At 72.9% G+C, this 23,557-nt stretch carries 14 protein-coding genes; 10 read left to right on the top strand and 4 right to left on the bottom strand.

The features are described 5' to 3' along the window. Positions 1 to 8: 8 nt before the first annotated feature. Genes AB0J87_RS04125 through AB0J87_RS04135 form a run of 3 tightly spaced genes read left to right on the top strand, consistent with a single transcriptional unit; the run spans position 9 to position 5,985 of the window. Positions 9 to 806: a glycosyltransferase gene (locus tag AB0J87_RS04125; RefSeq protein WP_363962543.1), complete on the top strand. Its 798-nt coding sequence runs from the start codon at positions 9 to 11 to the stop codon at positions 804 to 806. Next, positions 803 to 1,933 (top strand): glycosyltransferase family 4 protein, encoded by a 1,131-nt coding sequence (locus tag AB0J87_RS04130; protein WP_363962544.1) that lies wholly within the window; start codon positions 803 to 805, stop codon positions 1,931 to 1,933. Before AB0J87_RS04125 ends, AB0J87_RS04130 begins: the two co-directional genes overlap by 4 nt. Further along, positions 1,930 to 5,985, top strand: a complete 4,056-nt coding sequence (locus tag AB0J87_RS04135) for an alpha-(1->3)-arabinofuranosyltransferase family protein (protein ID WP_363962545.1) — start codon at positions 1,930 to 1,932, stop codon at positions 5,983 to 5,985. Before AB0J87_RS04130 ends, AB0J87_RS04135 begins: the two co-directional genes overlap by 4 nt. On the opposite strand, the gene AB0J87_RS04140 is transcribed toward AB0J87_RS04135, so the two are convergent. Further along, positions 5,912 to 7,081, bottom strand: a complete 1,170-nt coding sequence (locus AB0J87_RS04140; protein ID WP_363962546.1) for an acyltransferase — start codon at positions 7,079 to 7,081, stop codon at positions 5,912 to 5,914. The two genes, AB0J87_RS04135 and AB0J87_RS04140, sit on opposite strands and share 74 nt — an antisense overlap. After that, a complete protein-coding gene (locus tag AB0J87_RS04145; RefSeq protein WP_363962547.1) occupies positions 7,078 to 7,797 on the bottom strand; it encodes a class I SAM-dependent methyltransferase in 720 nt (239 codons plus the stop codon). Before AB0J87_RS04145 ends, AB0J87_RS04140 begins: the two co-directional genes overlap by 4 nt. A gap of 302 nt (positions 7,798 to 8,099) precedes the next feature. Here AB0J87_RS04145 and AB0J87_RS04150 point away from each other — a divergent pair, with 302 nt between their 5' ends. Continuing rightward, a complete protein-coding gene (locus AB0J87_RS04150) occupies positions 8,100 to 9,041 on the top strand; it encodes a DUF3068 domain-containing protein (protein ID WP_363962548.1) in 942 nt (313 codons plus the stop codon). 124 nt (positions 9,042 to 9,165) lie between these two features. Beyond that, entirely contained in the window at positions 9,166 to 10,272 is a 1,107-nt protein-coding gene (locus AB0J87_RS04155; protein WP_363962549.1) for a nitronate monooxygenase family protein, read from the top strand. Here the strand turns inward: AB0J87_RS04155 and AB0J87_RS04160 are convergent. Beyond that, positions 10,269 to 11,078: a crotonase/enoyl-CoA hydratase family protein gene (locus AB0J87_RS04160; protein ID WP_363962550.1), complete on the bottom strand. Its 810-nt coding sequence runs from the start codon at positions 11,076 to 11,078 to the stop codon at positions 10,269 to 10,271. The two genes, AB0J87_RS04155 and AB0J87_RS04160, sit on opposite strands and share 4 nt — an antisense overlap. A gap of 119 nt (positions 11,079 to 11,197) precedes the next feature. Here AB0J87_RS04160 and AB0J87_RS04165 point away from each other — a divergent pair, with 119 nt between their 5' ends. Genes AB0J87_RS04165 through AB0J87_RS04185 form a run of 5 tightly spaced genes read left to right on the top strand, consistent with a single transcriptional unit; the run spans position 11,198 to position 17,389 of the window. Further along, complete coding sequence (locus tag AB0J87_RS04165) at positions 11,198 to 12,748, top strand: acyl-CoA synthetase (RefSeq protein WP_363962551.1); 1,551 nt, start codon at positions 11,198 to 11,200, stop codon at positions 12,746 to 12,748. Then, on the top strand, positions 12,738 to 13,637 hold the full coding sequence (locus AB0J87_RS04170) for an OB-fold domain-containing protein (protein WP_363962552.1): 900 nt from the start codon (positions 12,738 to 12,740) through the stop codon (positions 13,635 to 13,637). The genes AB0J87_RS04165 and AB0J87_RS04170 overlap by 11 nt, the downstream gene beginning before the upstream one ends. After that, entirely contained in the window at positions 13,634 to 14,653 is a 1,020-nt protein-coding gene (locus tag AB0J87_RS04175) for a thiolase domain-containing protein (protein WP_350728485.1), read from the top strand. The genes AB0J87_RS04170 and AB0J87_RS04175 overlap by 4 nt, the downstream gene beginning before the upstream one ends. A 1-nt stretch (position 14,654) precedes the next feature. Beyond that, entirely contained in the window at positions 14,655 to 15,803 is a 1,149-nt protein-coding gene (locus AB0J87_RS04180; protein WP_363962553.1) for a thiolase domain-containing protein, read from the top strand. After that, positions 15,803 to 17,389, top strand: a complete 1,587-nt coding sequence (locus AB0J87_RS04185; RefSeq protein ID WP_363962554.1) for an acyl-CoA synthetase — start codon at positions 15,803 to 15,805, stop codon at positions 17,387 to 17,389. Before AB0J87_RS04180 ends, AB0J87_RS04185 begins: the two co-directional genes overlap by 1 nt. Here AB0J87_RS04185 and AB0J87_RS04190 read toward each other — a convergent pair. Further along, complete coding sequence (locus AB0J87_RS04190; RefSeq protein ID WP_363962555.1) at positions 17,386 to 23,511, bottom strand: tetratricopeptide repeat protein; 6,126 nt, start codon at positions 23,509 to 23,511, stop codon at positions 17,386 to 17,388. The two genes, AB0J87_RS04185 and AB0J87_RS04190, sit on opposite strands and share 4 nt — an antisense overlap. Positions 23,512 to 23,557 lie beyond the last annotated feature (46 nt).

The following is a 23,557-nucleotide window of genomic DNA, read 5'->3' on the forward strand; positions in this document are numbered from 1 at the left end:
CACGGGCCATGCCGCCCTCCCGTCAAGGGAACGAGAGGACGAGCCGACCGACACTGCTTGAGATCATCGTTCCCGCGTACAACGAGGAACGGCGACTTCCTGGGGGGCTCCTGCAGCTGTGCGCGAAGCTTGCCCGCCTTCCGTTCCCGACAGCCGTCATCGTCGTGGACAACGCCAGCACCGACCGCACCGCGGAGATCGTCAGTACGTGGCCGCAGGAGCCGGTCCCCGTACGCCTCGCGCAGTGCCCCACGCCCGGCAAGGGCGCGGCGGTGCGCGCCGGGCTGCTGGAGACCACCGCGCCCTTCGTCGGTTTCTGTGACGCCGACATGGCCACCGACCTGCGGGCCGTCGAGCGCGCCTTCGGGCTGCTGCTCTCCGGCGAGCGCATCGTCATCGGCTCGCGCGCGCATCCCCTGGCCGAGGTGGAGCACCGGCACAGCCCGATCCGCGAGCTGGGCGCGTTCGGATTCCGAGCGCTGGCCAGAGTGCTGGTGCCCGGGGTGAGCGACACGCAGTGCGGGTTCAAGTTCTTCGACGGGCTGCTCGCCCGCGAGATGGCGGCCCGGCTGCGGACCGACGGCTTCGCCTTCGACGTCGAGCTGCTCGCGCGCTGCGTCGCGGACGGCGCCTCGGTCCTGGAGATCCCGGTGACGTGGCATGACATGCCGGGCTCGCGGTTCTCCCCGGCCCGGCACAGCCTGGGCATAGTGCTGGAGCTCTGCCGGATCTGGGCGCGGCTGCGCGCGGAGTCGCGCGGCGCGCTCAGGGTGAAGCAACCGCTGGACTCCCTCGGATATCCGTGAACATCGCCATCGTCAACTGGCGCGACCCGTGGCATCCGGCCGCGGGGGGCGCCGAGGTCTACGCCTGGGAGCTGGCCCGGCGCTTCGCGGCCGACGGGGACCGGGTGTGGTTCGTCACGGCCCGCGCCCCCGGGCAGGCCCGCGAGGAGACCGTCGAAGGGGTGCGGCTGGTCCGCATGGGCGGGCCGTTCACGGTCTACCCCCTGGTGCTGCTCTGGATGTCGGTCCGGCGCAACCGCTTCGACGTGGTCCTCGACTGCCAGAACGGCATCCCGTTCTTCACGCCGCTGGTCGTGGGGCGGCGTACCAGGGTGTTGTGCGTGGTGCACCACGTGCACGACCGGCAGTTCGACGTGCACCTGCCGTGGTGGCTGGCCGCGCTCGGCCGGTTCCTGGAGGGGCCGGTGTCGCGGTGGGCGTACCGGGGGCGCGAGTGCGTGGCCGTCTCGCCGTCGACCGTGCGCGCCATGCGGGAGCGGCTCGGCTGGCGCGGGCCCATCCACCTGGTCCCGAACGGGGTGCCCGGCCGGCTGAGCGCGCCGCGCGCGAGCGCCGCGCGGAGCCGGCGGCCGCGGCTCGTGTGCGTCGGCAGGCTCGTCGCGCACAAGCGGGTGGAGCTGCTGCTGGAGGCCGTGCCCGAGCTCAGGAAGCGCTGGCCGGACCTGGTCGTGGACGTCGTCGGCAGAGGGCCGGAGGAGGCGCGGCTGCGCGCCGCGGCGCCCGAGGGCGTCGTCCTGCACGGCTATCTGACCGAGGAGGAGAAGGAGCGGCTGGTGTCCGCGGCCTGGCTGCAGGTCAACACCTCTCAAGGCGAGGGATGGGGGCTGTGCGTGCTGGAGGCGGCCGCGTTGGGGGTGCCGACGGTGGCGTACGACGTGGACGGGCTGCGGGACGCGGTGCGGCCCGGCGAGACCGGCTGGCTGCTGCCCGAGGGCGGGGACCTGGCCAAGGGCATCACCGCGGCCCTCGACGAGCTCACGGTGACCCCCGACACCTATAGCGCGAAATGTCGGGAATGGGCGGCTCAGTTCTCCTGGGACCGCAGCGCCGAGCGGCTCTCCGCCCTCGTCCGCCGTCCCCCCGGCGATCCCGCCACCCCTGTCGTCCTTGAGTGGGAGGAACGGTGACCGAGCGGGCCAGGCATCGGCTCTGGCTGGCGATCTGCTGCCTCGGCTTCGCCGTGCTGTCGTTCACCACCAAGCCCGGCAGCATCATCTCCGACACCAAGCTCGACCTCGCGCTCAACCCGATCGGCTGGCTGGAGCGCGTCGCCCACCTGTGGGACCTCCAGCACTTCGGGCAGCTCCAGAACCAGGCCGCCGGCTACGTGTTCCCGATGGGGCCGTTCTTCGCGCTCGGCGAGCTGGCCGGGCTGGACGCCTGGGTGACCCAGCGGCTCTGGCTGACGGCGCTGCTCTGCCTGGCGTTCCTGGGCGTGGAGCGGCTGGTCAGGCAGCTCGGCATCGGCGGGCCCGGCACCGCGATCGCCGCCGCGCTGGCGTACGCGCTGGCACCGCGCACCCTGTCGATCCTCGGCGAGATCTCGATCGAGTGGCTGCCCGCGGCGATGCTGCCGTGGATCCTGATCCCGCTGCTCACCGCCGCGGAGACGGGCCAGCGCGCCCGCGGCGCGATCAGGTCCGGGCTGGCCGTGGCGCTGTGCGGCGGCGTGAACGCGGTGGCGGTGCTGGCCGTGCTGGTCGCCCCCGTCGTCTACATCCTCACCCGGCCGCGCCCGGTGCCCCGCTGGCGGCTGCTCGCCTGGTGGACCGGCACCGTGTCGGTGGCCACGCTGTTCTGGTGGCTGCCGCTGCTCCTGGTGGGCCGCTACGCGTTCTCCTTCCTGCCGTACACCGAGACCGCCTCCACCACCACGCAGGTCACCTCGCTGACGAACGTGCTGCGCGGCGCCTCCGACTGGGTGCGCTACCTGACCGTCAACGGCGTCGCCACGCAGCCGCCCGGGTACGAGATCGCCACCGCGGCCGCCATGGTCCTGGTCACCGGCCTGCTCGCCGCGCTCGGCCTGGCCGGGCTGGCCCGGCGCGACCTGCCCGCCAAGGGGTTCGTCGTCACCCTCTTCCTGATCGGCACGGCGGCGCTGGTCGCCGGGCACATGAGCGCGCTGGAGCCGGTCGTCGCCGAGCCCGTGCGCTGGCTGCTCGACGGGCCGCTCGCGCCGCTGCGCAACCTGCGCAAGTTCGACCCCCTCGTCCGGCTGCCGCTGGCGCTCGGCCTGGCCCACCTGCTGGCCCACGTGACGGCCCGGGCGCGGCTGCCGATCCGGTCGGTGGCCGTGGCGACCCTCGCCGCGCTGGTGCTGCCGGTCTTCAACCAGGGCCTGGCCCCGCCCGGCGAGTTCAAGGAGGTGCCGCTCTACTGGCGGCAGGCCGCGACGTGGCTCAACCAGAACGCCGGTGACGACGGGGTGCTCGTCGTGCCCGGCTCCAAGTTCGGCGAGTACCTGTGGGGCCGGCCCATGGACGACCCCCTGCAGCCGCTGTCCGCCGTCCGCTGGACCGCCCGGCAGGTCACGGCGGCCGGCTCCGTGGGCATGACCAGGCTGCTCGACGCCATCGACCAGCGGCTCACCGCGGGCCACGGCTCGGCGGGGCTGACCGAGGTACTGCGCAGGATGGGCGTGCACTACCTGCTCGTCAGGAACGACCTGATGCGGGCCAACCTGCAGGGAGCCTGGCCGTCACGCGTCTACGAGGCGCTGCGCGAGTCGCCCGGCATCACCAAGGTCACCTCGTTCGGCGGCGAGGTGGGCGACACCGGCACCGACGACGCCATCGAGTCGGTGGACTGGCCCTTCCCGGCTCTGGAGCTGTACAAGGTGTCGGAGAGCACCGACATGGTCAGCGTGGAGCCCGCCGCGGACGCGCTGGAGGTGCGCGGCGGCCCGGACTCGCTGCTGACGATGGGCGACCTCGGCCTGCTCGGCGAGGGCCCGGCGCTGGTGAACGGTGACGGGGCCGACTCCGGCCTGCCCACCGTGGTCAGCGACGGGCTGCGGCTGCGCGAGCGGCAGTTCGGCGAGATCAGGTCCAACTGGTCGCCCACCCTGACCGCGGACCGGCGCGACGACTTCACCGGCGTCAAGGAGCTCGACCTGCTGGAGGACGGCTGGCTGGAGGAGACGGCCACCGCCGAGTACGACGGCATCGCCGACGTCACGGCCTCCTCCTCGGTCGCCGACGCCGACGCCGTGCCCGGCCTCAGCACCCCCGGCCGCGGCCCCTGGGCCGCGCTGGACGGCGACCTGGACACCGGCTGGGAGAGCGGCGGCTGGAAGCGGCCGGAGAACGAATGGCTCCGGATCGACCTTCGCCAGCCCCGGGAGATCCCCCGGCTGCGGGTGACCTTCACCAACAACCTGCTGATCAGCCAGTCGGTCAGGAAGGTGGCCGTGGAGACCGAAAGCGGCCGGCTGGTGCAGGACGTGGCCAGGACCAACGACGCTCAAACGCTCCGCGTCCCCGCCGGGCCGACGGGCTGGGTGCGGATCAGGGTGCTGGGCACGTACAACGCGGAGTGGAGCTTCGTGCAGCGGGTCGGCATCACCGAGGTCGCGATCCCCGGGGTCCTGCCCGGCCGCACCGTCAGGATGCCGGGCCGGGACGGGGACGTCTTCGTCATGGACCGCGGGCTGGACGAGCGGCCGCGCTGCATGCGCAACTGGGCCCGCTGGGTGTGCAACCCGCTGCTGGTCAGGTCGGGGGAGGAGGGTGCCGGGTTCGACCGGACGTTCACCTCGGACTCCGGCCGGAAGACCACCCTGCGGGGCTCGGCGGTGCTGCGGGACGTCGCGCTCGTCGACCGGTTCACCCGGCTGAGCGGCGACCTGACCACGGTGACCGGTTCGTCGGCGATGAGCAAGGACGCGGTGGTCGCGCCGAGGTCGGCGTTCGACGCCGACTCCGCCACCACGTGGGTGCCCTCGCCGGAGGACGCCGAGCCGACGCTCACGCTGGGCTGGAAGGGCCGGCGGACCGTCTCGCAGATCCAGGTCGCCCGCCCCGGCGGCGACCGGCAGGCGCTCGACGTGGTCGTGACCGGTGCCAGGGGCGAGGTCCGCGGCGGCCGGGTGGACGCCGGCGGGACGCTGCGGTTCAAGCCGCTCACCACGACGCGGCTGAAGCTGCGCTTCTACCCGGCCTCGCGCCGGCTCCAGGTCACCGAGCTGGTGATCCCCGGCGTCAGCCCGGCGAGCCGGCCGGCCGGGCCGCAGTTCCGGCTGGCCTGCGGGCTGGGCCCGACCCTCCAGGTGAACGGCGCGGCCGTGAAGACCAAGGTCACCGGCGTCTATGCCGACCTGCTGGAGGGGCGGCCCGTGCAGATCACCGCGTGCGGCCAGGTCACGCTGCGGGCGGGGGACAACCGGGTGCGGGCGGCCGGCTGGGAGCCGTTCGCGGTGGAGAACCTCGCGATCGGCGCGTTCCCGCCCCGGCGCAAGGCCGTGGAGAGCTCCGCCGCCCGCGGCGCCTGGTCCTCCGTCGAGCGCGAGGTACGGGTGAGCGCGCCGGAGGACTCCTTCCTCGTGGTCAACGAGAACTTCAACGCCGGCTGGCGGGCCGAACTGGACGGCCGGCAGCTGCGCCCGATCCGGATCGACGGGTGGAAGCAGGGCTGGCAGCTCCCCGCGGGCACCGCGGGTACGGTGCGGCTGACGTACGAGCCCGACCAGCCCTACCGGCTCGCGCTCGGGCTGGGCCTGGCCGGGATCGCGCTGCTCGCGCTCCTCTCCCTGGTGATGCACGGACCCCGCCCCGAGCACGTCAAGGAGACCGCCGCCGCGGCGGAGTCGCGGCTGCCGCGCTGGCGCGTGCCCTACGTCGTGGTGCTGGGCCTGGCGTTCGGCGGCTGGGTGGCGAACTGGCCCGGCATGCTCGTGGCGCTCGCCGCCGTCGTGGCCACCCTCTGGCTGCGGGTACGCCGGCCGCACACGCACTGGGCGACGGCGGGCCTGTTCGGCGCGGCGACGGTGGCGCTGGCCGCCGGGGTGTTCCTGCGCAACCGGGGCGTCGACGTCGATCCGCTGCTCGACCAGGTGCCGCAGCTCCTGTCGTGCGCGGCGGTGGGGTCGCTGTTCGGCCAGCTCGTCACGGCGCCGGAGCCGACACCGGAGCCTGAGGTTCCGGCCGAGCAGGAGGTGCTGAGCGCCACCGGCGGCTGAGCCGCAGCGCGTTCTCCTCGACGAGGTGGTAGCTCACGGCGCTCACCAGCAGCGAGCCGACGAGCGTGGGCACCGCCACGCCCACGAAGTCGCCGCTGAACACCGGGCGGCCGGTGAGCTTGTAGAAGAGCGTGATCACCGGCGCGTGCCACAGGAAGAAGCTGAACGAGATGCGCCCCAGATAGGCGGTCACCGGGTTGCCCAGCACCCGGTGCGGCAGCGTGTCGCGCCGGGAGGCCAGCGCGAACGGGGCCACCAGCAGCACCGCCACCGCCGTCTCCAGGACCATCCGCCACAGCGACTGCGACAGGCTGGGCAGCGTGAGGGTGCGCGGCCCGGCCAGCTCCGTGCTCAGCACCGCGAACGCCAGCAGCGCCAGCACCAGGAGCTGCGGCGCCAGCGCGTCCACCACCTCGCGCCGCTTGATCCACACCGACAGCACGGCCATCGCCATGCCGGCGGCGAAGAAGATCAGGTGGTTCGGCAGCCACAGCGCCAGCTCCGGCTGGTCGAGCACGTGCGAGACGACCACGCCGGCCAGCGAGATCACCGGGAGCACCGCGATGCCGCCGAGCAGCCGGAGAGGCCGGTTGCCGCCGCGCGCCCACCGGTGCAGGAGCCAGGCGAGCACCGGCAGGACCAGGTAGAAGGCCATCTCGATGGGCATCGTCCACATCTGGTAGAGCCCGTCGGGCGCCCGCCCCTGCTCGAAGTAGTTCTGCAGCAGGAACAGCCACTTGAGCCAGCCCGTCCAGTCGAGCTGCCCCCAGGCCCAGAGCGCCACCGCGGTGACCAGCCAGTAGGCGGGCAGCACGCGCATCGCCCGCCGCCACAGGTAGCGGCCCACCCGCGGCGACGGCGCGTCCTCCAGCACGGCACGGGCCCACGGCCGGTAGAGCAGCAGCCCGGACAGCAGGAAGAAGATCGGCACGGCGATGCCGAGCCGGGACGTCATCCAGGCGAACATGCCCTCCTGGTAGATCATCCCGGTGTTGCCGCCCACGTGCAGGACCCAGACGCCGAGCGCGGCCAGGGCCCGGATGCCGTCGAGCGCGGCGTCCCGCCCGGTGGCGGGGCCCTCTGCGGCGGCCGTCACCCGAGTTTCCTGAGCACCAGGACGAGGTTCCACGTGACGAACTCCCGGACGACGGGGACCTTGACCAGCGGACGGCACCACCACGGCAGGTAGCGCGGGAAGGCGTCGACCAGCTCGACGTCCCGCGCGGACCGCGCCCAGCGCAGGCCGTGCGCGACGGAGACGGGGAAGAGCGAGCGCCCGTAGCGGTTCTTGGGCTGCCTGCCGTGCACCCGCGCGTACCGGCGGGCGGCGTGCTCGCCGCCCAGATAGTGCCAGGGCGAGGTCTCGTGCCCGCCCCATGGGGAGAGCCAGTTCGTGTACGCGAGGAAGATCACCCCGCCCTCGCGGGTGACCCGGGCCATCTCGGCCGCCATCCGCCACGGGTCCGGAACGTGCTCCAGCACGTTGGACGAGAAGCACACGTCGACCGACCCGTCGGCGAGCGGCAGCTCCAGGGCGCTGCCCAGCACGCCGGAGCCCGGTGCGCCCTGGCCGGTCAGCTCTCCCGCGTCGACGTCCACGCACACGCACCGGGCGCCGGCCCGCCTGAAGGCGTCGGCGAAGTATCCGGGGCCGCCGCCCACGTCGAGCACGGTGGCGCCGGCCAGGGACACGCGGTCCGAGAGCTGGGCGGCGGTGTCGGTGGCGAGGGTGGTGTAGTACGCGTCCGGCTTGGCCTGCTCTGTCCTGAACGCGCGGAACAGCCGGATGGACCTGGCCAGATCGGCACGCATGCCCACGACTCCGTCCCGTCGAGAAGACACCCAGAATAGAACGCGTTTCGATGCCTGGGTACAGGCAATCGCCGGGGGCGTCAAGAGAGCGGTCGTCGGACAGGGTATGTTCGGTGCGCCGACGGTCCTTCGTAGAACATGTTCCGATTTGTTACTCGGATGTGGCTGTGAAGACGTCTCGCCGGATGCTACTTTCCAGTAACGATCATGTTACGTACATCACACGCGCGACTTGAAGTCCGGGGGGCGGGGCGCTGAGTATGTAACCGGTTCTCGCACCTTCGACGCCAGGAGGATCTTGAATGCAGCGCACACCTGTACTCGTTCTCGTCGCCGTTGGTGCGTTTCTGGTGGTCCTCGCAGGAATGGTGAAATTCTGGGCGGCGGACCGGGTCATCTCCGCGCCGGCGGGCCAGTACAGCACCGTCGAGCTCGAGGCCCCGTCGTCCCAGTACTTCTCCGTCGCCGACGGGAAGGTGCTGACCGCGAACCTCAAGATGCTGGTCACCACCCGCGGCGACGTCTCGCAAGCCACTGACTCCCGCGTCGTCTGGGACGAGTTCACCGTGGTGGACGACGTCACCAACAACAAGCCGCAGATCAACATCTCCGAGCGGCGCAGCGCCTTCGACCGGCACACCGGCGTGGGCGTCAACTGCTGCGGGGTGAGCGTCAACAAGGAGCCCGTGACCCTGGAGGGGCAGATCTACCTGTTCCCCTTCGGCGTGGAGAAGAAGACCTACAAGTACTTCAACCAGACGGCCAAGCACGCCTTCGACGCGACGTTCGCCGGCGAGGACACCGTGGACGGGCTGCCCGTCTACAAGTTCCAGCTGAAGGTGCCGCCGACCAAGATCGCGACGTTGAGCGCCCCCGCCTCGATGATGGGGATGACGGGGACCGGTGACGTCCAGGTCGACCGCTGGTACGAGGGCGTGGACACGTACTGGGTGGAGCCCACCAGCGGCGCGCCGGTCAAGCAGGAAGTGAGCAGGAACGAGACGCTCAAGAGCCAGGACGGGGTCGAGCGGGCCAAGGCCCTGGTCGCCACCGCCTCCTTCACTCCGAAGACCATCTCCAACCTGGTGGCCACGGCCAGGGACGCCAAGAACCAGATCACCCTGGTGAAGACCACGATCCCCATCGCGCTGCTGGCGTCGGGCCTGCTCGCGTTCGGCGCCGCGCTGGTGGTCGCCCGCCGCCGCACGCCGCGCGCCGTCGTCAAGGAGCCGGTCGACGCGTAACTGCTGGAACAGGTTGCAGTTCGGCCCGGCTTGCGCGAGCAGCCGGGCCGAACTCGTGACTAGAGCAAAGGTTCTAGGATAGAACGCGTTGCAGTTCGCTGGTTTCGCGGCTTATGGTCGGCTCATGCGGACACGTGTCACGGACATGTTCGGAATCGAGCTCCCGATCTTCGCCTTCAGCCACTGCAGGGACGTGGTCGCGGCCGTGAGCCGCGCCGGCGGCATGGGTGTGCTCGGTGCGCTCTACTTCACCCCCGAGGAGCTCGAGACCGAGCTCAAGTGGATCGACGACCACGTGGACGGCAAGCCGTACGGCGTGGACGTCGTCATGCCCGCCTCCTACGAGGGCGCCGACTTCGCGCCCGAGGAACTGGTGGGCCGCCTGCAGTCGATGATCCCCGACGGCCACCGGGGGTTCGTCGAGAACCTCCTGGCCAAGCACGGGGTCCCGGCGCTGTCGTCGGACGCGGACCCCGGCAAGGTGCTGCTCGGCTGGACGGACGCCACCGCGCGCCCCCAGGTCGAGGTCGCCCTGCGGCACCCCATCGCGCTGCTGGCCAACGCGCTCGGCCCGCCCCCCGCCGACGTGGTGGACCTCGCCCACGAGCACGGGGTCAAGGTAGCCGCCCTGGCCTCCACGCCCCGGCACGCGCTCAAGCAGGTGGAGGTCGGCGTGGACGTCGTGGTCGCCCAGGGCACCGAGGCCGGCGGCCACACGGGCGAGATCTCCACCATGGTGCTGATCCCGCAGGTGGTGGACGCGGTGGACGTGCCCGTCCTGGCCGCCGGCGGCATCGGCAACGGCCGCCAGATGGCGGCGGGGATGGCGCTGGGCGCCGAGGGCGTCTGGACCGGCTCGCTCTGGCTCACGGTCGAGGAGGCCGACACCCCGGAGATGGCCAAGCGCCGCATCCTGGAGGCCACCTCCCGCGATACCGTCCGCTCGCGCAGCTGGACCGGCAAGCCCGCGCGGCTGCTCAAGAACGCCTGGACGGAGGCGTGGGAGTCGGAGGAGTCGCCCGGCACGCTGCCGATGCCCCTGCAGTTCATGCTGGTGTCGGACGCCCTGCGGCGCATCGGCCGCTCCGACGTGTCGGACCTGGCCACCTTCCCGGCCGGCCAGGTCATCGGCATCACCAACCAGGTCCGCTCGACCAAGGACGTCATGTTCGGCCTGGTGGAGGAGTACGGTGAGGCGCTCGACCGCCTGGAGCGCCTCACCGGCGACTAGCGCGCGTGGTAGGTCGGGGGGCGCTTCTCGCGGAAGGCCCGGGTGCCTTCCTTGGCGTCCTCCGACCCGATCACCGGCCAGCCGATCTCGTCCGACACCTTCAGCGCCTCCGGCTCCGGCATGCCCAGGGTGTCCCGGTACGTACGCAGGATCGCCTGCACGGAGAGCGGCCCCGAGGAGACGACGTCCTCGGCCAGTTGCCGGGCCGAGGCCAGCGCCTGGCCGTCGGGCACCACGCGGTTGACCAGCCCCATGGACAGCGCCTCCGCCGCCGTGATCGGGCGGCCGGTCAGGAGGAGGTCCATGGCGTGGCAGTACGGGATCTGCCGGGGCAGGCGTACGGCGCTGCCGCCCATGGGGAAGAGCGCCCGCTTGGCCTCGAACAGCCCCAGCGTGGACGACTCCGCCACCACCCGCAGGTCCGTCCCCACCAGCAGCTCCGTGCCGCCCGCCACCGCGTAGCCCTCGACCGCGCTGATGATCGGCTTGGTGGGCAGCTCCTCCCTGAGCAGGCCCTTCCAGTGGAAGTTGGGGATCTGCGCGGCCCTGGCCTGGACCTCCGGGTCCGTGGACGGCTGTCCCATGGCCTTGAGGTCGGCCCCGGCGCAGAACGTGCCCTCCGCGCCCGTCAGGATCGCCACCCTGATCCCGGCCTCGGCCGACGCGTAAGCCCATGCCGAGGCCAGGCCGATCAGCATGTCCGAGGAGAGCGCGTTGCGCGCCTCCGGCCGGTTCATGGTGACGATCAGGACATGGCCGTCTCGTTCGATCCGGCAGTGGGGAGTGCTGATCGGCAGGAGCTCCACGTACGCCTCCGAAGTGTCTAATCAAGCGCTTGCTACGAACTTCGGCCCCAGGATACGCTCCCAGCAGCAAACGAGAACAGGTTCCTGTTTTGCTCGCGCCACGACTCCTGGGAGTTCAGATGGGCACGCTCGGTTTCTGGAGGCTCGCGCAGGCGGATCCCGAGTGGATCGCGGCCGTGGACCCCGACGGCACGGAGCATCGCGCGGGCGATCTGCTCGCCCGGGCCAACCGCCTCGTCCACGGCTTACGCGGGCTCGGGCTCCAGCCCGGCGACGGCATCTGCGGCCTGGTGCCGAACGGTGCCGACGGGCTCGTGCTCTATCTCGCCGCCATGCAGGCCGGCTGGTACTACACCCCGGTCAACTGGCATCTGACCGGCCCCGAGATCGCGTACATCGTCTCCGACAGCGAGGCCAAGGCGTTCTTCGTGCACCCCCGCTACATCGAGGAGGGCGCCAGGGCGGCCGAGGCCATCGAGCCGCACCGCCGCTTCCTCGTCGGGGAGGGCAAGACGGATGGTTTCCGCCAGGTGGGCGAGCTGATCGACGGCCAGCCGGACACCGCCCCCGAGGACCGCACCGCGGGCGCCACCATGCACTACACCTCGGGCACGACCGGCAAGCCCAAGGGGGTCAAGCGCCGGCTGAACGGCCTCGATCCGGACGACTCCGCCGAGCTCATGACGTTCCTGCTCGGACTGTTCGGCATCACCCCGGGCCGCCCCAACGCCCACCTGGTCACCTCCCCGAACTACCACACCGCGGTCACCCAGTTCGGCGGCACCGCGCTGCACATGGGACACACCCTCGTCTACATGGACAAGTGGGACGCCGAAGAGCTGCTCCGGCTCTGCGAGCGCCACGGCGTCACGAACTCCCACCTCGTCCCGACCCACTTCAAGCGGCTGCTCGCGCTGCCGGAGGAGACCCGGACCAGGTACGACCTGTCCTCGCTCAAGTGGATGATCCACGCCGCCGCCCCCTGTCCGGTCCCGGTCAAGTGGGCGATGCTCGAGTGGTGGGGCGACTGCGTGTACGAGTACTACGCGGCCACCGAGGGCGGCGGCACCCTGGCCACGCCCGAGGACTGGAAGGCGCATCCGGGCACGGTCGGCAACGCCTGGCCCATCAGCGAGCTGCTGATCGCCGACGATCAGGGCGAGCCCGTGCCGACCGGCACCGCCGGGACGATCTACATGAAGATGATGGGCGTCCCGTTCGAGTACAAGGGCGACCCCGCCAAGACCGCCGCGAACCGGCTCAAGGAGTACTTCACCGTCGGGGACATCGGATACCTGGACGAGGACGGCTTCCTCTTCCTCTGCGACCGCAAGGCCGACATGATCATCTCCGGCGGGGCGAACATCTACCCCGCCGAGATCGAGAACGAGCTCATGATCCACCCGAAGGTGGCGGACGTGGCCGTGTTCGGCATCCCGGACGAGGAGTGGGGCGAGCAGATCAAGGCCGTGGTCGAGCCCGCGCCGGGCGTCGAGCCCGGCCCCGAGCTGGCCCGCGAGCTGCTGGCCTCGCTGGAGGGCCGCCTGTCCAGGATGAAGTGGCCCAAGAGCGTCGACTTCATCGCCGAGATGCCCCGAGAGCCCAACGGCAAGCTGCTCAAACGCAAGCTCCGCGCCCCGTACTGGGAGGGACGAGACCGTGCCATCTGATCCGCTGGTCGCCCAGCACGTCCTGGAGTTCCCGGGCGGCTACACGAGAACCACAGGCCCCGTGATCGGCCGGTTCCTGAGCGAGTTGCGCGGCCGGCGCATCGTCGGGGTGCGGACGAACGAGGGCAAGGTGCTCGTGCCGCCCCTGGAGTACGACCCCGCGACCGGCGAGCCGGTGACCGCCGAGTACGTCGAGGTCGGTCCGGCCGGCACGGTCACCACCTGGGCGTGGGTGGACGAGCCGCTCGAAGGCCACCCGCTCGACCGCCCCTTCGCCTGGGCGCTGATCAAGCTGGACGGCGCCGACACCGCGCTGCTCCACGCCGTGGACGCGGGCAACGCCAAGGCGCTGGCCGCAGGAGCACGCGTCTGGCCGGTCTGGAGCGACCGGCCCACTGGCCACATCCGCGACATCTCCCATTTCGCCCCCGAGGTCACGAAGATCGTCTCCAACGTGCGCGCCGAGTACCGCCTCCAGGCGGGCGGCGCGCTCCGCGTCTTCCTGGAGGGCGTCCGGCGCGGCGTCTTCCTCGGCGGGCGGTGCGAGACCTGCGACAAGGTGTACGTGCCCTACCGCCAGTCCTGCCCCGAATGCGGAAGCGGCATCGCGGAGACGCTCGAAGTGCCCGACACCGGCACGATCACCACGTTCGCCATCAACAACCTGCCCGATCCCCGGGCCCCGCAGGTGCCGTTCGTGTCGGCGTACATCCTGCTCGACAACGCCGATATCCCCATGATCGCGCTCATCGGGGACGTACCCGCTCACGAGGTGCGCCAGGGCATGCGGGTCAGGGCGGTCTGGGTGCCGGAGAGCGAGCGTACGGCGTCAATGTCGAACATCCGCTGGTTCGCCCCCACCGGCGAGCCCGACGTGGAGCTGTCATGAGAGATGTCGCGATCGTCGCGTTCGCCCAGACCCGGCATACCGACCACGACGCCGGGCAGACCGAGCCCGAGCTGATCCTGCCCGTGATCGACGAGGTCAAGGAGCGCACCGGGCTCAAGAGGTTCGGCTTCACCTGCTCCGGCAGCTGCGACTACCTCGCGGGCGCCCCGTTCTCGTTCGTGTCGGCCCTCGACGCGCTGGGCGCCTGGCCGCCCATCTCGGAGAGCCACGTGGAGATGGACGGCGCCTGGGCCCTGTACGAGGCGTGGGTCCGGCTCCAGCACGGCGACATCGACTCGGCCCTGGTCTACGGGTTCGGCAAGTCGTCGCTCGGCGACCTGAACACGATCATGACGATCCAGCTCGACCCCTACTACCTGGCGCCGCTCGGCCTCGACCTGCTCTCCTACGCCGCGCTCCAGGCCGGCGCGGTCGGCGCGGACCGCAAGGAGCTCGACGAGATCGTCCGCAGGAGCCGGGCGGACGGGCGGGCCAACCCGTACGCGCTCGACCTGCCCGATCCGGACGGCGAGGACTTCGCGGTGCAACCGCTCAAGAAGACGGACGTGCCGCCCATCACGGACGGCGCGGCGGCGATCGTGCTCGCGGCCGGTGACCTGGCCGGGGAGCTGTGCCCGAACCCGGCCTACATCAGGGGCATCGCCCACCGCATCGAGCCCCACTACCTGGGCATGCGCGATCTTTCCGCGTCGGCCTCCGCGGCCGACGCCGCACGGGCTGCCGGGGTCGGCAAGGGGCCCGTCGAGGTGGCCGAGTTGCACGCCCAGTTCCCGCACGAGGAGATCATCCTGCGCCGGGCGCTGGAGCTGCCCGGCGAAACGGTGATCAACCCGTCCGGCGGCCCGCTGGCCGCCAACCCCGTCATGGCGACGGGCCTCATCCGCATCGGCGAGGCCGCGCGGCGCATCCTCGACGGCGACGCGAGCCGCACCGTCGGGCACGCCGCGGGCGGGCCCTGCCTGCAGCACAACCTCGTCACCGTTTTGGAGGCGTGACATGGGCAACCGCTGTGCGGTCATCGGCGTCGGGCAGACGCACTACACGACCAAGCGCAGGGACGTGTCGATCGCCGGGCTGGTGCGCGAGGCGGCGCTGCGGGCGCTGGAGGACGCCGGGCTGTCGTTCAAGGACATCGACGCCGTGGTCATCGGCAAGGCGCCGGACCTGTTCGAGGGCGTGATGATGCCGGAGTCGTACCTGGCGGACGCCCTCGGCGCGGCGGGCAAGCCGATGATGCGGGTGCACACGGCGGGCAGCGTGGGCGGCTCCACGGCGCTGGTCGGCGCCAGCCTCATCCAGGGCGGCGTGCACGACCGGGTGCTGGTGGTGGCGTTCGAGAAGCAGTCGGAGTCGAACGCCACCTGGGCGCTGTCCACGCACCTGCCGTTCAACGCGTCGCTGGTCGTGGGGGCGGGCGGCTACTTCGCGCCGCACATCCGCGAGTACATGCGCAGATCGGGCGCGCCCGATCACATCGGGACGCTGGTGGCGGTCAAGGACCGGCTCAACGCGCTCAAGAACCCGTACGCGCACCTCAAGATCCCCGGCATCGACCAGAAGATGGTCGAGTCCACGCCGATGTTGTGGGAGCCGATCCGCTACCTGGAGACCTGCCCGTCCAGCGACGGCGCCTGCGCGATGGTGCTGTCGTCCGAGTCGAAGGTCACCGGCACCCCGGCCTGGGTGCACGGCACCGCCATGCGCTCCGAGCCGATCTTCCGCGCCGGGCGCGACACTGTCAGCCCGCAGGCGGGCAAGGACTGCGCGGCCGACGTCTACCGCCAGGCCGGCATCACCGACCCGCGGCGGCAGATCGACGTGGCCGAGACGTACGTGCCGTTCTCCTGGTACGAGCCGATGTGGCTGGAGAACCTGGGGTTCGCGGCGGACGGGGAGGGGTGGAAGCTCACCGAGTCGGGCGCGACGGCGCTCGACGGTGACACCCCGTGGAACGCCTCGGGCGGGGTGCTGTCGAGCAACCCGATCGGGGCGTCGGGACTGATCAGGTTCGCCGAGGCCGCGCTGCAGGTGCGCGGGATGGCGGGCGAGCACCAGGTGGACGGCGCCCGCACGGCGCTCGGCCACGCCTATGGCGGGGGAGCCCAGTTCTTCGCGATGTGGATCGTCGGACGGGAGAGACCCTGATGGAGTTCAACCACGCTGACCTGTTCGAAGGGCTCGCGGACGCGATCGGGGACAGGACCGCCGTCGTCTGCGGCCCGGACCGGCGCACCTACGCCGAGCTGGAGGCCGAGTCGAACCGGCTCGCCCACTACCTCATGGACCTGGGCGTCCAGCCCGGCGAGCACGTCGGCCTCCACCTCTACAACGGCGTCGAGTACGTGGCGGGCCTGCTGGCCGCGCTGAAGATCCGGGCCGTGCCGATCAACGTCAACTACCGCTACGTCGAGTCCGAGCTGCTCTACCTCTACCGCGACGCCGACATCCGGGCGCTGGTCTACGACGTGGAGTTCGACGCGCGGGTGGCCGCCGTGGCGGACCGGGCGCCGCTGCTGGAGCACCTGATCTCGGTGGGCGGGCCGTCGGCGATCGGCGCGGCGGTGCCGTACGAGACCGCTCTGGAGCGCGGGCGGCCGGAGCGCGGCTTCCCGGCGCGCTCGGGCAACGACGTCTACATCATCTACACCGGCGGCACCACGGGCATGCCCAAGGGGGCGATGTGGCGGGTCGAGGACCTGTTCATGGCCTTCGGCGGCGGCAATCCGTACGGCGAGCCGCGCGCCACCCCGCGCGAGGTGATCGACGAGGCCGTCAAGGCCGGCCCGATGGTCATGATGGCCGCGCCGCCGCTGATGCACGGGGCCGCGCAGATGGCCACGTTCATCGCCTGGTGGATGGGCGCGACCATGGTGTACGTGCGCAAGTTCGACGCCGAGGACGTGTGGCGCGCGGTCGAGCGCGAGCGCGTGTTCACCATGAACATCACCGGCGACGCCATGGCCAGGCCCCTGGCCGAGGCGCTGGAGAAGGGCGGCTACGACGTCTCGTCGCTGTTCGTGGTCAGCTCGACCGGGGCGATCCTGTCGGGCGCGGTACGCGACCGGCTCCAGAAGGCACTCCCGAACATCGGGATCCTGGACAACTTCGGCTCCACCGAGTCCGGCTTCACCGCGTCCGGCGTGGCCGGGTCCTCGCCGGAGAAGGGCCTGCGCTACCAGCCGAACTCCGTGGTCAAGCTGGCCGTGCTCGACGAGCGGCACCGGCCCGTCGAGCCCGGCTCCGGGCAGCTCGGGACCGTCGCCAGGGCCGGGCGGGTGGCGTTCGGCTACTACAACGACCCCGAGAAGACGGCCCGCACGTTCGTCACCGACGCGGACGGCACCCGCTGGCTGCTGACCGGTGACCTGGCGACCGTGGACACCGACGGGACCGTGAACGTGTTCGGCCGCGGCTCGCAGTGCATCAACACCGGCGGGGAGAAGGTGTTCCCCGAGGAGGTCGAGGCGGTGCTCAAGGGGCATCCGTCGGTGTTCGACGCGGTGGTGACCGGGATGCCGGACGAGCGGTGGGGGAACAGGGTCGCGGCCGTGGTGGAGCCGCGGCCGGGCGTCGAGGTCACGGCCGAGGAGCTGGACGCGCACTGCAGGACGCTGCTGTCGGGGTACAAGGTGCCTCGTACGTACGCGTTCGTGGAGGAGATGGTGCGCTCGCCGGCCGGCAAGGCCGACTACCGGTGGGCCCGCGAGACGGTCCAGGCCAGCGACGCCTAGAGCCGCTGCAGTTCCTCCTCGATCGCCGCCGTCTCGTCGCGCCTGCCCGTCTTCTCCAGCAGCGTCAGCCTGCCCCGCAGCACGTCGCGGAGCAGGTCGGGGACGCCGTCGTGGGCCGTCAGGTCCCGCAGCAGCCCCGCTGAGACGCGCAGCGCGGCGTCGGCGGCGTCGTCCCTGCCCAGCTCCTGCTGGCACAGGCCGAGCCGGGCGTGCGCCACGGCCCTGGACAGCTCGTCCCGGGTCACCTGCGTGGCGCGGTGGAAGACGAGCCCCGCCTCCAGCGCCCGGCCCGCCTCCATGAGGGCGTCGCCCAGCATGAGCATCGCCCTTGAGAGCAGCTCGCGCTGCGTCGGGTTCCCCTGGCCGGCGCGCTGCTCCACGGTGCTTCCCGGGCCGAACCGCTCCAGCGCCGCCACCGCCTCCCGCAGCGGCTGGATCGCCTCGGCGGCCAGGCCCCGCATCCTGAGCGCGGACGCCATCGTGAGGCAGGCGCCCGCCCGGCTGGTGTGCAGGGCCTGCGCGTTCACGCCGGTGGTCAGCAGCTCGTCGTAGATGCCGATGGCCTCCCGGGCCCTGGCCTCGGCCTCGGTCCCCTCGTCCAGCCCGAGCAGGGGCAGCAGCTCGGAGCTCTGCGCCAGGGAGTCGGCGAGCACAGCCCGGTACGTGAGATCGTCCGGCGACCGCCGGGCCAGCGGGATCAGCTCCTCGACGAGCGCGTTGGCCTCGGCGAGCTCGCCGCGCATCATGTGGCACCGTACGAGCCGCTGGGTGGCCAGGGTGTGCTTGAGCGTGCCCGGCGGCTGTCCGGCGACGGCGATCCCGGCGTACTCGGCGGCCTCCTCCGGCCGCCCGGTGGCCAGCAGGTCGTCGGCGATCACCGCGGCGGTCTCGGCGGCCTCCCGCTGCTCCGACAGGTCCGTGTAGAGCCGCAACGCCTCCATGAGGTGCGCCAGCGCCTCCTGCTCCCTGCCGGCGGCCCGCAGCGCCCGCCCGCGCACCTGGATCGCCTGAGCCCGGACGCGGCGCAGCTCCGGGCCGGCTTCCGGGGCCCGGTCCAGCTCGGCCAGGGACCAGGTGATCGCCTCCAGGGCGGCCTGGGGGCGTTCGAGCATGGCCAGGGCGGCGCCGAGCCGGGCGTACGTGACGCCGGCCAGGGCCGGGTCGTCGAGCTCGTCGCAGAGGTCGGCGGCCCGCTCGCAGTGCGCCAGAGCCTCCACGGGGCGGCCCTGTTCGAGCAGCAGGACGGCGTAGCGGTTGAGGACGTCCGCCAGCACGTCGCCCGGCTGCCCGGCGAGGAGGTAGGCGGCCTGCTCCAGGACGGCGGGCTCGGCCTGGCCGTGCCGGGCGAGCGAGGCCAGCGCCAGGCCGAGCCGTCCGCGGTGGTCGCCGGAGAAGGCGGCCAGCCCTCGGTAGACCCGGACGGCCAGCTCCGCGCACAGCACCGCCGCGTCTTCCTGCGCCGTGCCTTCCTGGGCCGCACGTTCCTGCGCCGTGCCTTCCTTCGCGGCTGCGCCGAGCCGCGTCAGGCAGCGCCCGTACCGGTCGTGCACCTCGGCGCCGCCACCGCCGCTCAGCGGCACCTCCCGCTCCAGCGCGTCCGTGAAGGACGCGAGCGACGCAAGCAGCTCGGACGGGTCGCCCGGGAAGCCGGAGACCTCCTCGATGAGCGTTCCGAGCACATCCGTCCCGGGAAGCGGTCGCGTGTCGAGCATCCGGCGGTAGAGGGCGATGCCCGCGGCCGGTCCTTCCTCCTCGACCCGCATCCTGGCCAGCCGCGCGAGAGCCGGCAGGTGCACGCCGGCGAGCTCCGGCGGCGGGTCGGTCATCAGCTCGACGCCCTCGGCCAGCTTCGGCCCGGCCGCGCCGGGTTCGTGCAGCTCGGCCAGGCACAGGCCGGCGAGCTCCAGGCAGGCGGCGGCGAGCACCCGGTCGTCGGCCGGCGTCATGACATCGAGGGCCCGGGTGGCCGACCGGAGTGCGCCTTCGACATCCTGCCCGGCGAAGCGGGCGCCGCCCTGGAGGCACAGCGCCCCGGCGAGGGCGGAGGCGGTCGCGAGCCCTTCCGAGACGAGCCCGTCGTACAGCTCGACGAGCCGGTCGGCGGCAGCCTCCGCGCCGGCCCGGGGTAGCGCGGCCGTCTCCAGGATCAGCAGCTCGGCCAGCTCCGTACGGAACACGACGCTCGTCTCGGCCATCGGCTCGTAGGACTCGACGGCGGTGCGCAGGTGCGGCCTCGCCTCCTCGGCCCGCCCCAGGCTCACGAGCGCCCTGCCGAGCGCCGCCGCCACCATCCCCACGGCGATCGCGTGCGGCCGCTCCGGGCCTGGCTCGCGCTGCGGCGCGTCCGGTACGGGGTGGCGGCGCAGCAGCTCGGCGGCCTGCGTCGCGAGCACGAGCCCGTCCCCGGCCCGCCCCACGTCCGTCCAGGCCCGGGCGAGCACGGCCTGGGCGGAGATGTAGGCATGGATCTCCGGCGTGCCGCCACCCTCGGCCGCCTGCCGGCACTCCACCAGCCGCCGCTCCGCGCTGACCACGGCCTCCTCCGGCCGCGAGGTGACCAGCTCCAGCAGCCACGGCCGCCCCCCCACGCGACCGGCGGCCGGTTCCGGCAGCCACGGCCAGCCCCCCATATGGCCGCCCGCCGGCTCCGGCCGTCGGGCTCGCGCTCGCGCCTCGGATGCGTGCCGCGCGGGGGAGCCGTTCTCGGCCGTCAGGTCCTCGGGGCTCAGCCCGCCGTACAGCTCGGCGGCGAGCTCCAGCTGTGCCCGGCCGTCGGCGGGCCGCCCGAGCTCGTCCAGGCACAGGCCGAGCAGCCGCCTGGCCCGCGCCTCCGTGGCCGGGCGCCGGTCGGCCGCCACGCTCATGGCCTCCTGCAACGGCCCCAGCGCCGCCTCGGGCCGGTCGTCGACCAGCAGCAGCTCGCCCAGCTCCAGCAGCTGCCCCGTCAGGGTGTGACCGTGCTCGTCGGGCTCCAAGGCGACCAGAGCACGCAGGTTGCGTACGGCTTCGGCGGCGGATCGCACGGCGGCGTCCAGGTCGTCCAGCCGGGCATGGAGCCCTGCCAGCAGCCCGGCGGCGTCGGCGAGCATGGACCGCAGGCCGGGTTCCTGGGCGGCGAGGCCGCGCAGCCGTACGACGGCCTCCGAAGCGGGGACGACCGCGTCGGCCGGCCTGCCCTGCTCTTCGAGCCAGGCGGTCAGGAGGTGGAGGTGGTGGGCCAGATCCGTGTTCGTGGGGGCCACGCCCTTGACGGCCACGGTGGCGGCGACGGCGAGGCAGGCGGCCAGCTCGGGCAGCGCGCCGCCGTCCGCCTCCTCGAACGGCACCAGCGGCCCGGGCACCGGCACCGGCTCGGCTGTCCCCTTAGGCGGCCCCACGGCCGCGACGGGGAGCGCGCCGTGAGGCGGCGCGACGGTCGGGATGGGGAGCGCTCCGGGAGGTGGCGTGAGGGCCGGGGCGGCGAGCAACCTCATCGGCGGCGTGTCGTCCGGCCGGAACCCGGCCCCAGGATCCGGCGAAGGCGAAAAGATCGAGTGGGGGCGCACGCGTGGTTGCGTGGTCGGTTCGGGCCCCGGCCATGAGGTGACGGACTGCGGGGGTGCGGAGGTGAGCGCCGTCAGATGCATCGCGGTGCCGGCGTCGCCGCCCGCCGCCTCGAACGCCGCCACGGCCTCGTCCAGCCGCCCGAGCTCCAGCAGCGCGCACGCGACATTGTGGTGCGCCCGCGCCGCCTCCGCCGCGTACCCCGGGTCCTCCTCGGCCAGGATGCGGAACCTGGCCGCCGCCTCCTGCGTGGGCTTGAGCGCCGAACCGGCCTCACCCGCCAGCAGCAGGCACGCCCCCAGGCTGAACAGCGCCTCCGCCCGCCCGGCCGCCGCCTCGTACGGGGGAGCGGCCGCGTAGATCTCGACGGCCTCCGCCGCCGCCACGACCGCCTCGCCGACCCGCCCGACGGCCACGAGCCGCCCGGACAGCCAGGTCAACCCCGCGGCCTGCGCGATCCGCTCGCCACTCGCCCGGCGGTGCCGTACGGCCAGCTCGCCGAGGGTGACGTGCAACGCCCGCAGCCCCAGCGCCGCGCCCCGCCCGCTCTCCAGCAGGCCGGACGCGGCCTCGGCGAGCTCCCGGTCGGCGGGGAACAGCGTGAGGGCGGCGTTGAGCAGGTCCCCGAGCCGGGTGGCGGGGTTCGCTGCGGCCTCGGTGACCATCGCGCCGATCCTGGCCCCGACCAGGGAGCGCAGCGCCGACCCGACCCGCGCCCGGTCGGCGGACAGGCGCAGGACGTGCAGCAGGTGGACGAGGTGGTGGACCGTGCGGCCCTCGTGATCGTGGAGGGCGAGCACGAGCTCGTCCAGGCCCTCCGTCTCGGCCAGGAGCTCCTCGGCGACGAGGTCGGGGCCCAGCTCGCCGCTCGGGAAGACGGCGCCCAGCCAACGGGCCGCGTTCGTGGTGTGCCCGTGGAGCCCGGTCCCGCCACGCAGTCCGGGTACGGCCGTCAGCAGGCCCGGCAGCTCGGCAGGCGCCGGCGCGGTGAGCGTGAGCACCGCCACGGCCTGGCGTGCCGTCACGTCGTCCACGCGTTCGTGCTCGGCGGGCCACACCCGCGCCCACTGGTCGCTCTCCCGCGCCAGGAACCGGTGGAGCAGGCCGTCCCCGTGCGGCCGCATCGGCTGCGTGCGCAGGTCGGCGTCGCGGTCGCGTGCGTGCGCGGGCGGTTCGCCGTCGCGGGAGGGTGCGGGGTGCTCGTCGTCGCACAGCCGGAGCAGGGCCGCCAGGTGGACGTGGAGCGGGAGGCCGTACTCCGGGTCGTCGAGGCGGGGAGGGGCGGGCAGCGCGGCCCGGCTGGGGGCGAAGGCCTTCATGGCGGCGAGCGCGTGGTCCGTGCGCTCAGCCAGGGTGAGCGGGTGGGCGTTGAGCTGGACCGTCGTGGAGGTGAGCCGTCTCAGCCAGCCGCCGGCCGCCGTGTCGAGCCGCCGCCACCAGTCCGCCTCGCCGAGCTCGCGGGCCAGCAGCAGGAGCCGTACGCGGGGGTTGCGCCCGTGCTTGGCCAGGCGCCGTACCAGCTCGCCCACCAGGGGCGGGGACGGGTCAGGATGGTCCACCACGAGCAGGGTCGGGCGTAACGCCTCCAGGGCCCGGCCGGTCAGCGGGCCGCCTGCGGAGTCCAGCGGCAGGAATCCGGTGTCCCACCCGGCCTCGGCCAGCTCCGCGCAGAGCTCGCCCGCCAGCCTCGTCTTGCCCGTGCCGCTCCGGCCGGTCAGCACCGCGATCGACAGGGCGGCCGGTTCGGCGGCCCACGAGCGCAGGTCCGCCAGCTGCTCGTCCCTCCCCAGGAACGGCACCACCGCGTGCCGCGCCATCAGCAGCGTCCAGTCGGAGCAGTCCTGGGGCAGCCTCTCGCGGGCGGGGGTCAGGAGGTCGGCGATGATCACGGAGGGGTCGTCCTCCGCCACGATCTCCATCCGGCCGGGCGCCACGCCCGCCAGCTCGCAGAACCGTTCGTCGCCCAGCAGCGCGGTCGCGGGCACCGCGTCCAGCTCGTGCGGCGCGGTCCCGGACGGGCCGGCGGCGACCACGCCGATGATCTGCCCGGCCGGCTCGGCGAGCAGGACGGCGCCCGACAGGCCCCGCGTGAGCGCGCCCGGCGGCGACTCGGGCCCGGGGCTCAGCACGCTGACCGCCAGGACCTTCGACACCGCGCCGGTGGGGGCGTCGACCAGGCCCGTCACGGTCTCCGCGTCCCGGATCCCGGCCCGCCGCCCCAGCCACGGGAACCCTCTGGCCACGCAGCGCACCCTGAAGCCCGTTGCCGCGCCCGAGGAGGCGGCCACCCTGGCCCAGCGGACGTGTTCGATGCCGGGGACGCCGGCCCAGGGGGCTCCGGCGACCCGCAGGAGCACCGTGCCCGCCCGCCCGCGCCATACCTGCTCGGCCTCGGCCCAGTGGCCCGAATCGGCCGCGCGTACCTGGCACGGCAGCCCGTGGGCCACCACGAGGCCGGAGGTCAGCACCAGATCGGCACCGATCGCATAGCCGGAGCCGGTCACGCCGACGAGGTCGTCGTGACCCGAGTAGACCTCGACGACCCGTTCGAGCCCGAGGCGGTGCGGTGGCGTGTCCATGAGGTCCGCCTCTTAGCTACGTCCCGACGTGCCGTCCCCCTGATCT

Origin of the sequence: Nonomuraea sp. NPDC049625 (assembly GCF_040675285.1) — a bacterium.
GTDB lineage: Bacteria > Actinomycetota > Actinomycetes > Streptosporangiales > Streptosporangiaceae > Nonomuraea > Nonomuraea angiospora_A.

Bases quoted from the DNA above. Each gene is read 5' to 3' on its own strand.
- AB0J87_RS04125 (WP_363962543.1), top strand. From the start codon at position 9: ATGCCGCCCTCCCGTCAAGGGAACGAGAGGACGAGCCGACCGACACTG.
- AB0J87_RS04145 (WP_363962547.1), bottom strand. From the start codon at position 7,797: ATGCGTGCCGATCTGGCCAGGTCCATCCGGCTGTTCCGCGCGTTCAGG.
- AB0J87_RS04150 (WP_363962548.1), top strand. From the start codon at position 8,100: ATGCAGCGCACACCTGTACTCGTTCTCGTCGCCGTTGGTGCGTTTCTG.
- AB0J87_RS04155 (WP_363962549.1), top strand. From the start codon at position 9,166: ATGCGGACACGTGTCACGGACATGTTCGGAATCGAGCTCCCGATCTTC.
- AB0J87_RS04165 (WP_363962551.1), top strand. From the start codon at position 11,198: ATGGGCACGCTCGGTTTCTGGAGGCTCGCGCAGGCGGATCCCGAGTGG.
- AB0J87_RS04175 (WP_350728485.1), top strand. From the start codon at position 13,634: ATGAGAGATGTCGCGATCGTCGCGTTCGCCCAGACCCGGCATACCGAC.
- AB0J87_RS04180 (WP_363962553.1), top strand. From the start codon at position 14,655: ATGGGCAACCGCTGTGCGGTCATCGGCGTCGGGCAGACGCACTACACG.
- AB0J87_RS04185 (WP_363962554.1), top strand. From the start codon at position 15,803: ATGGAGTTCAACCACGCTGACCTGTTCGAAGGGCTCGCGGACGCGATC.
- AB0J87_RS04190 (WP_363962555.1), bottom strand. From the start codon at position 23,511: ATGGACACGCCACCGCACCGCCTCGGGCTCGAACGGGTCGTCGAGGTC.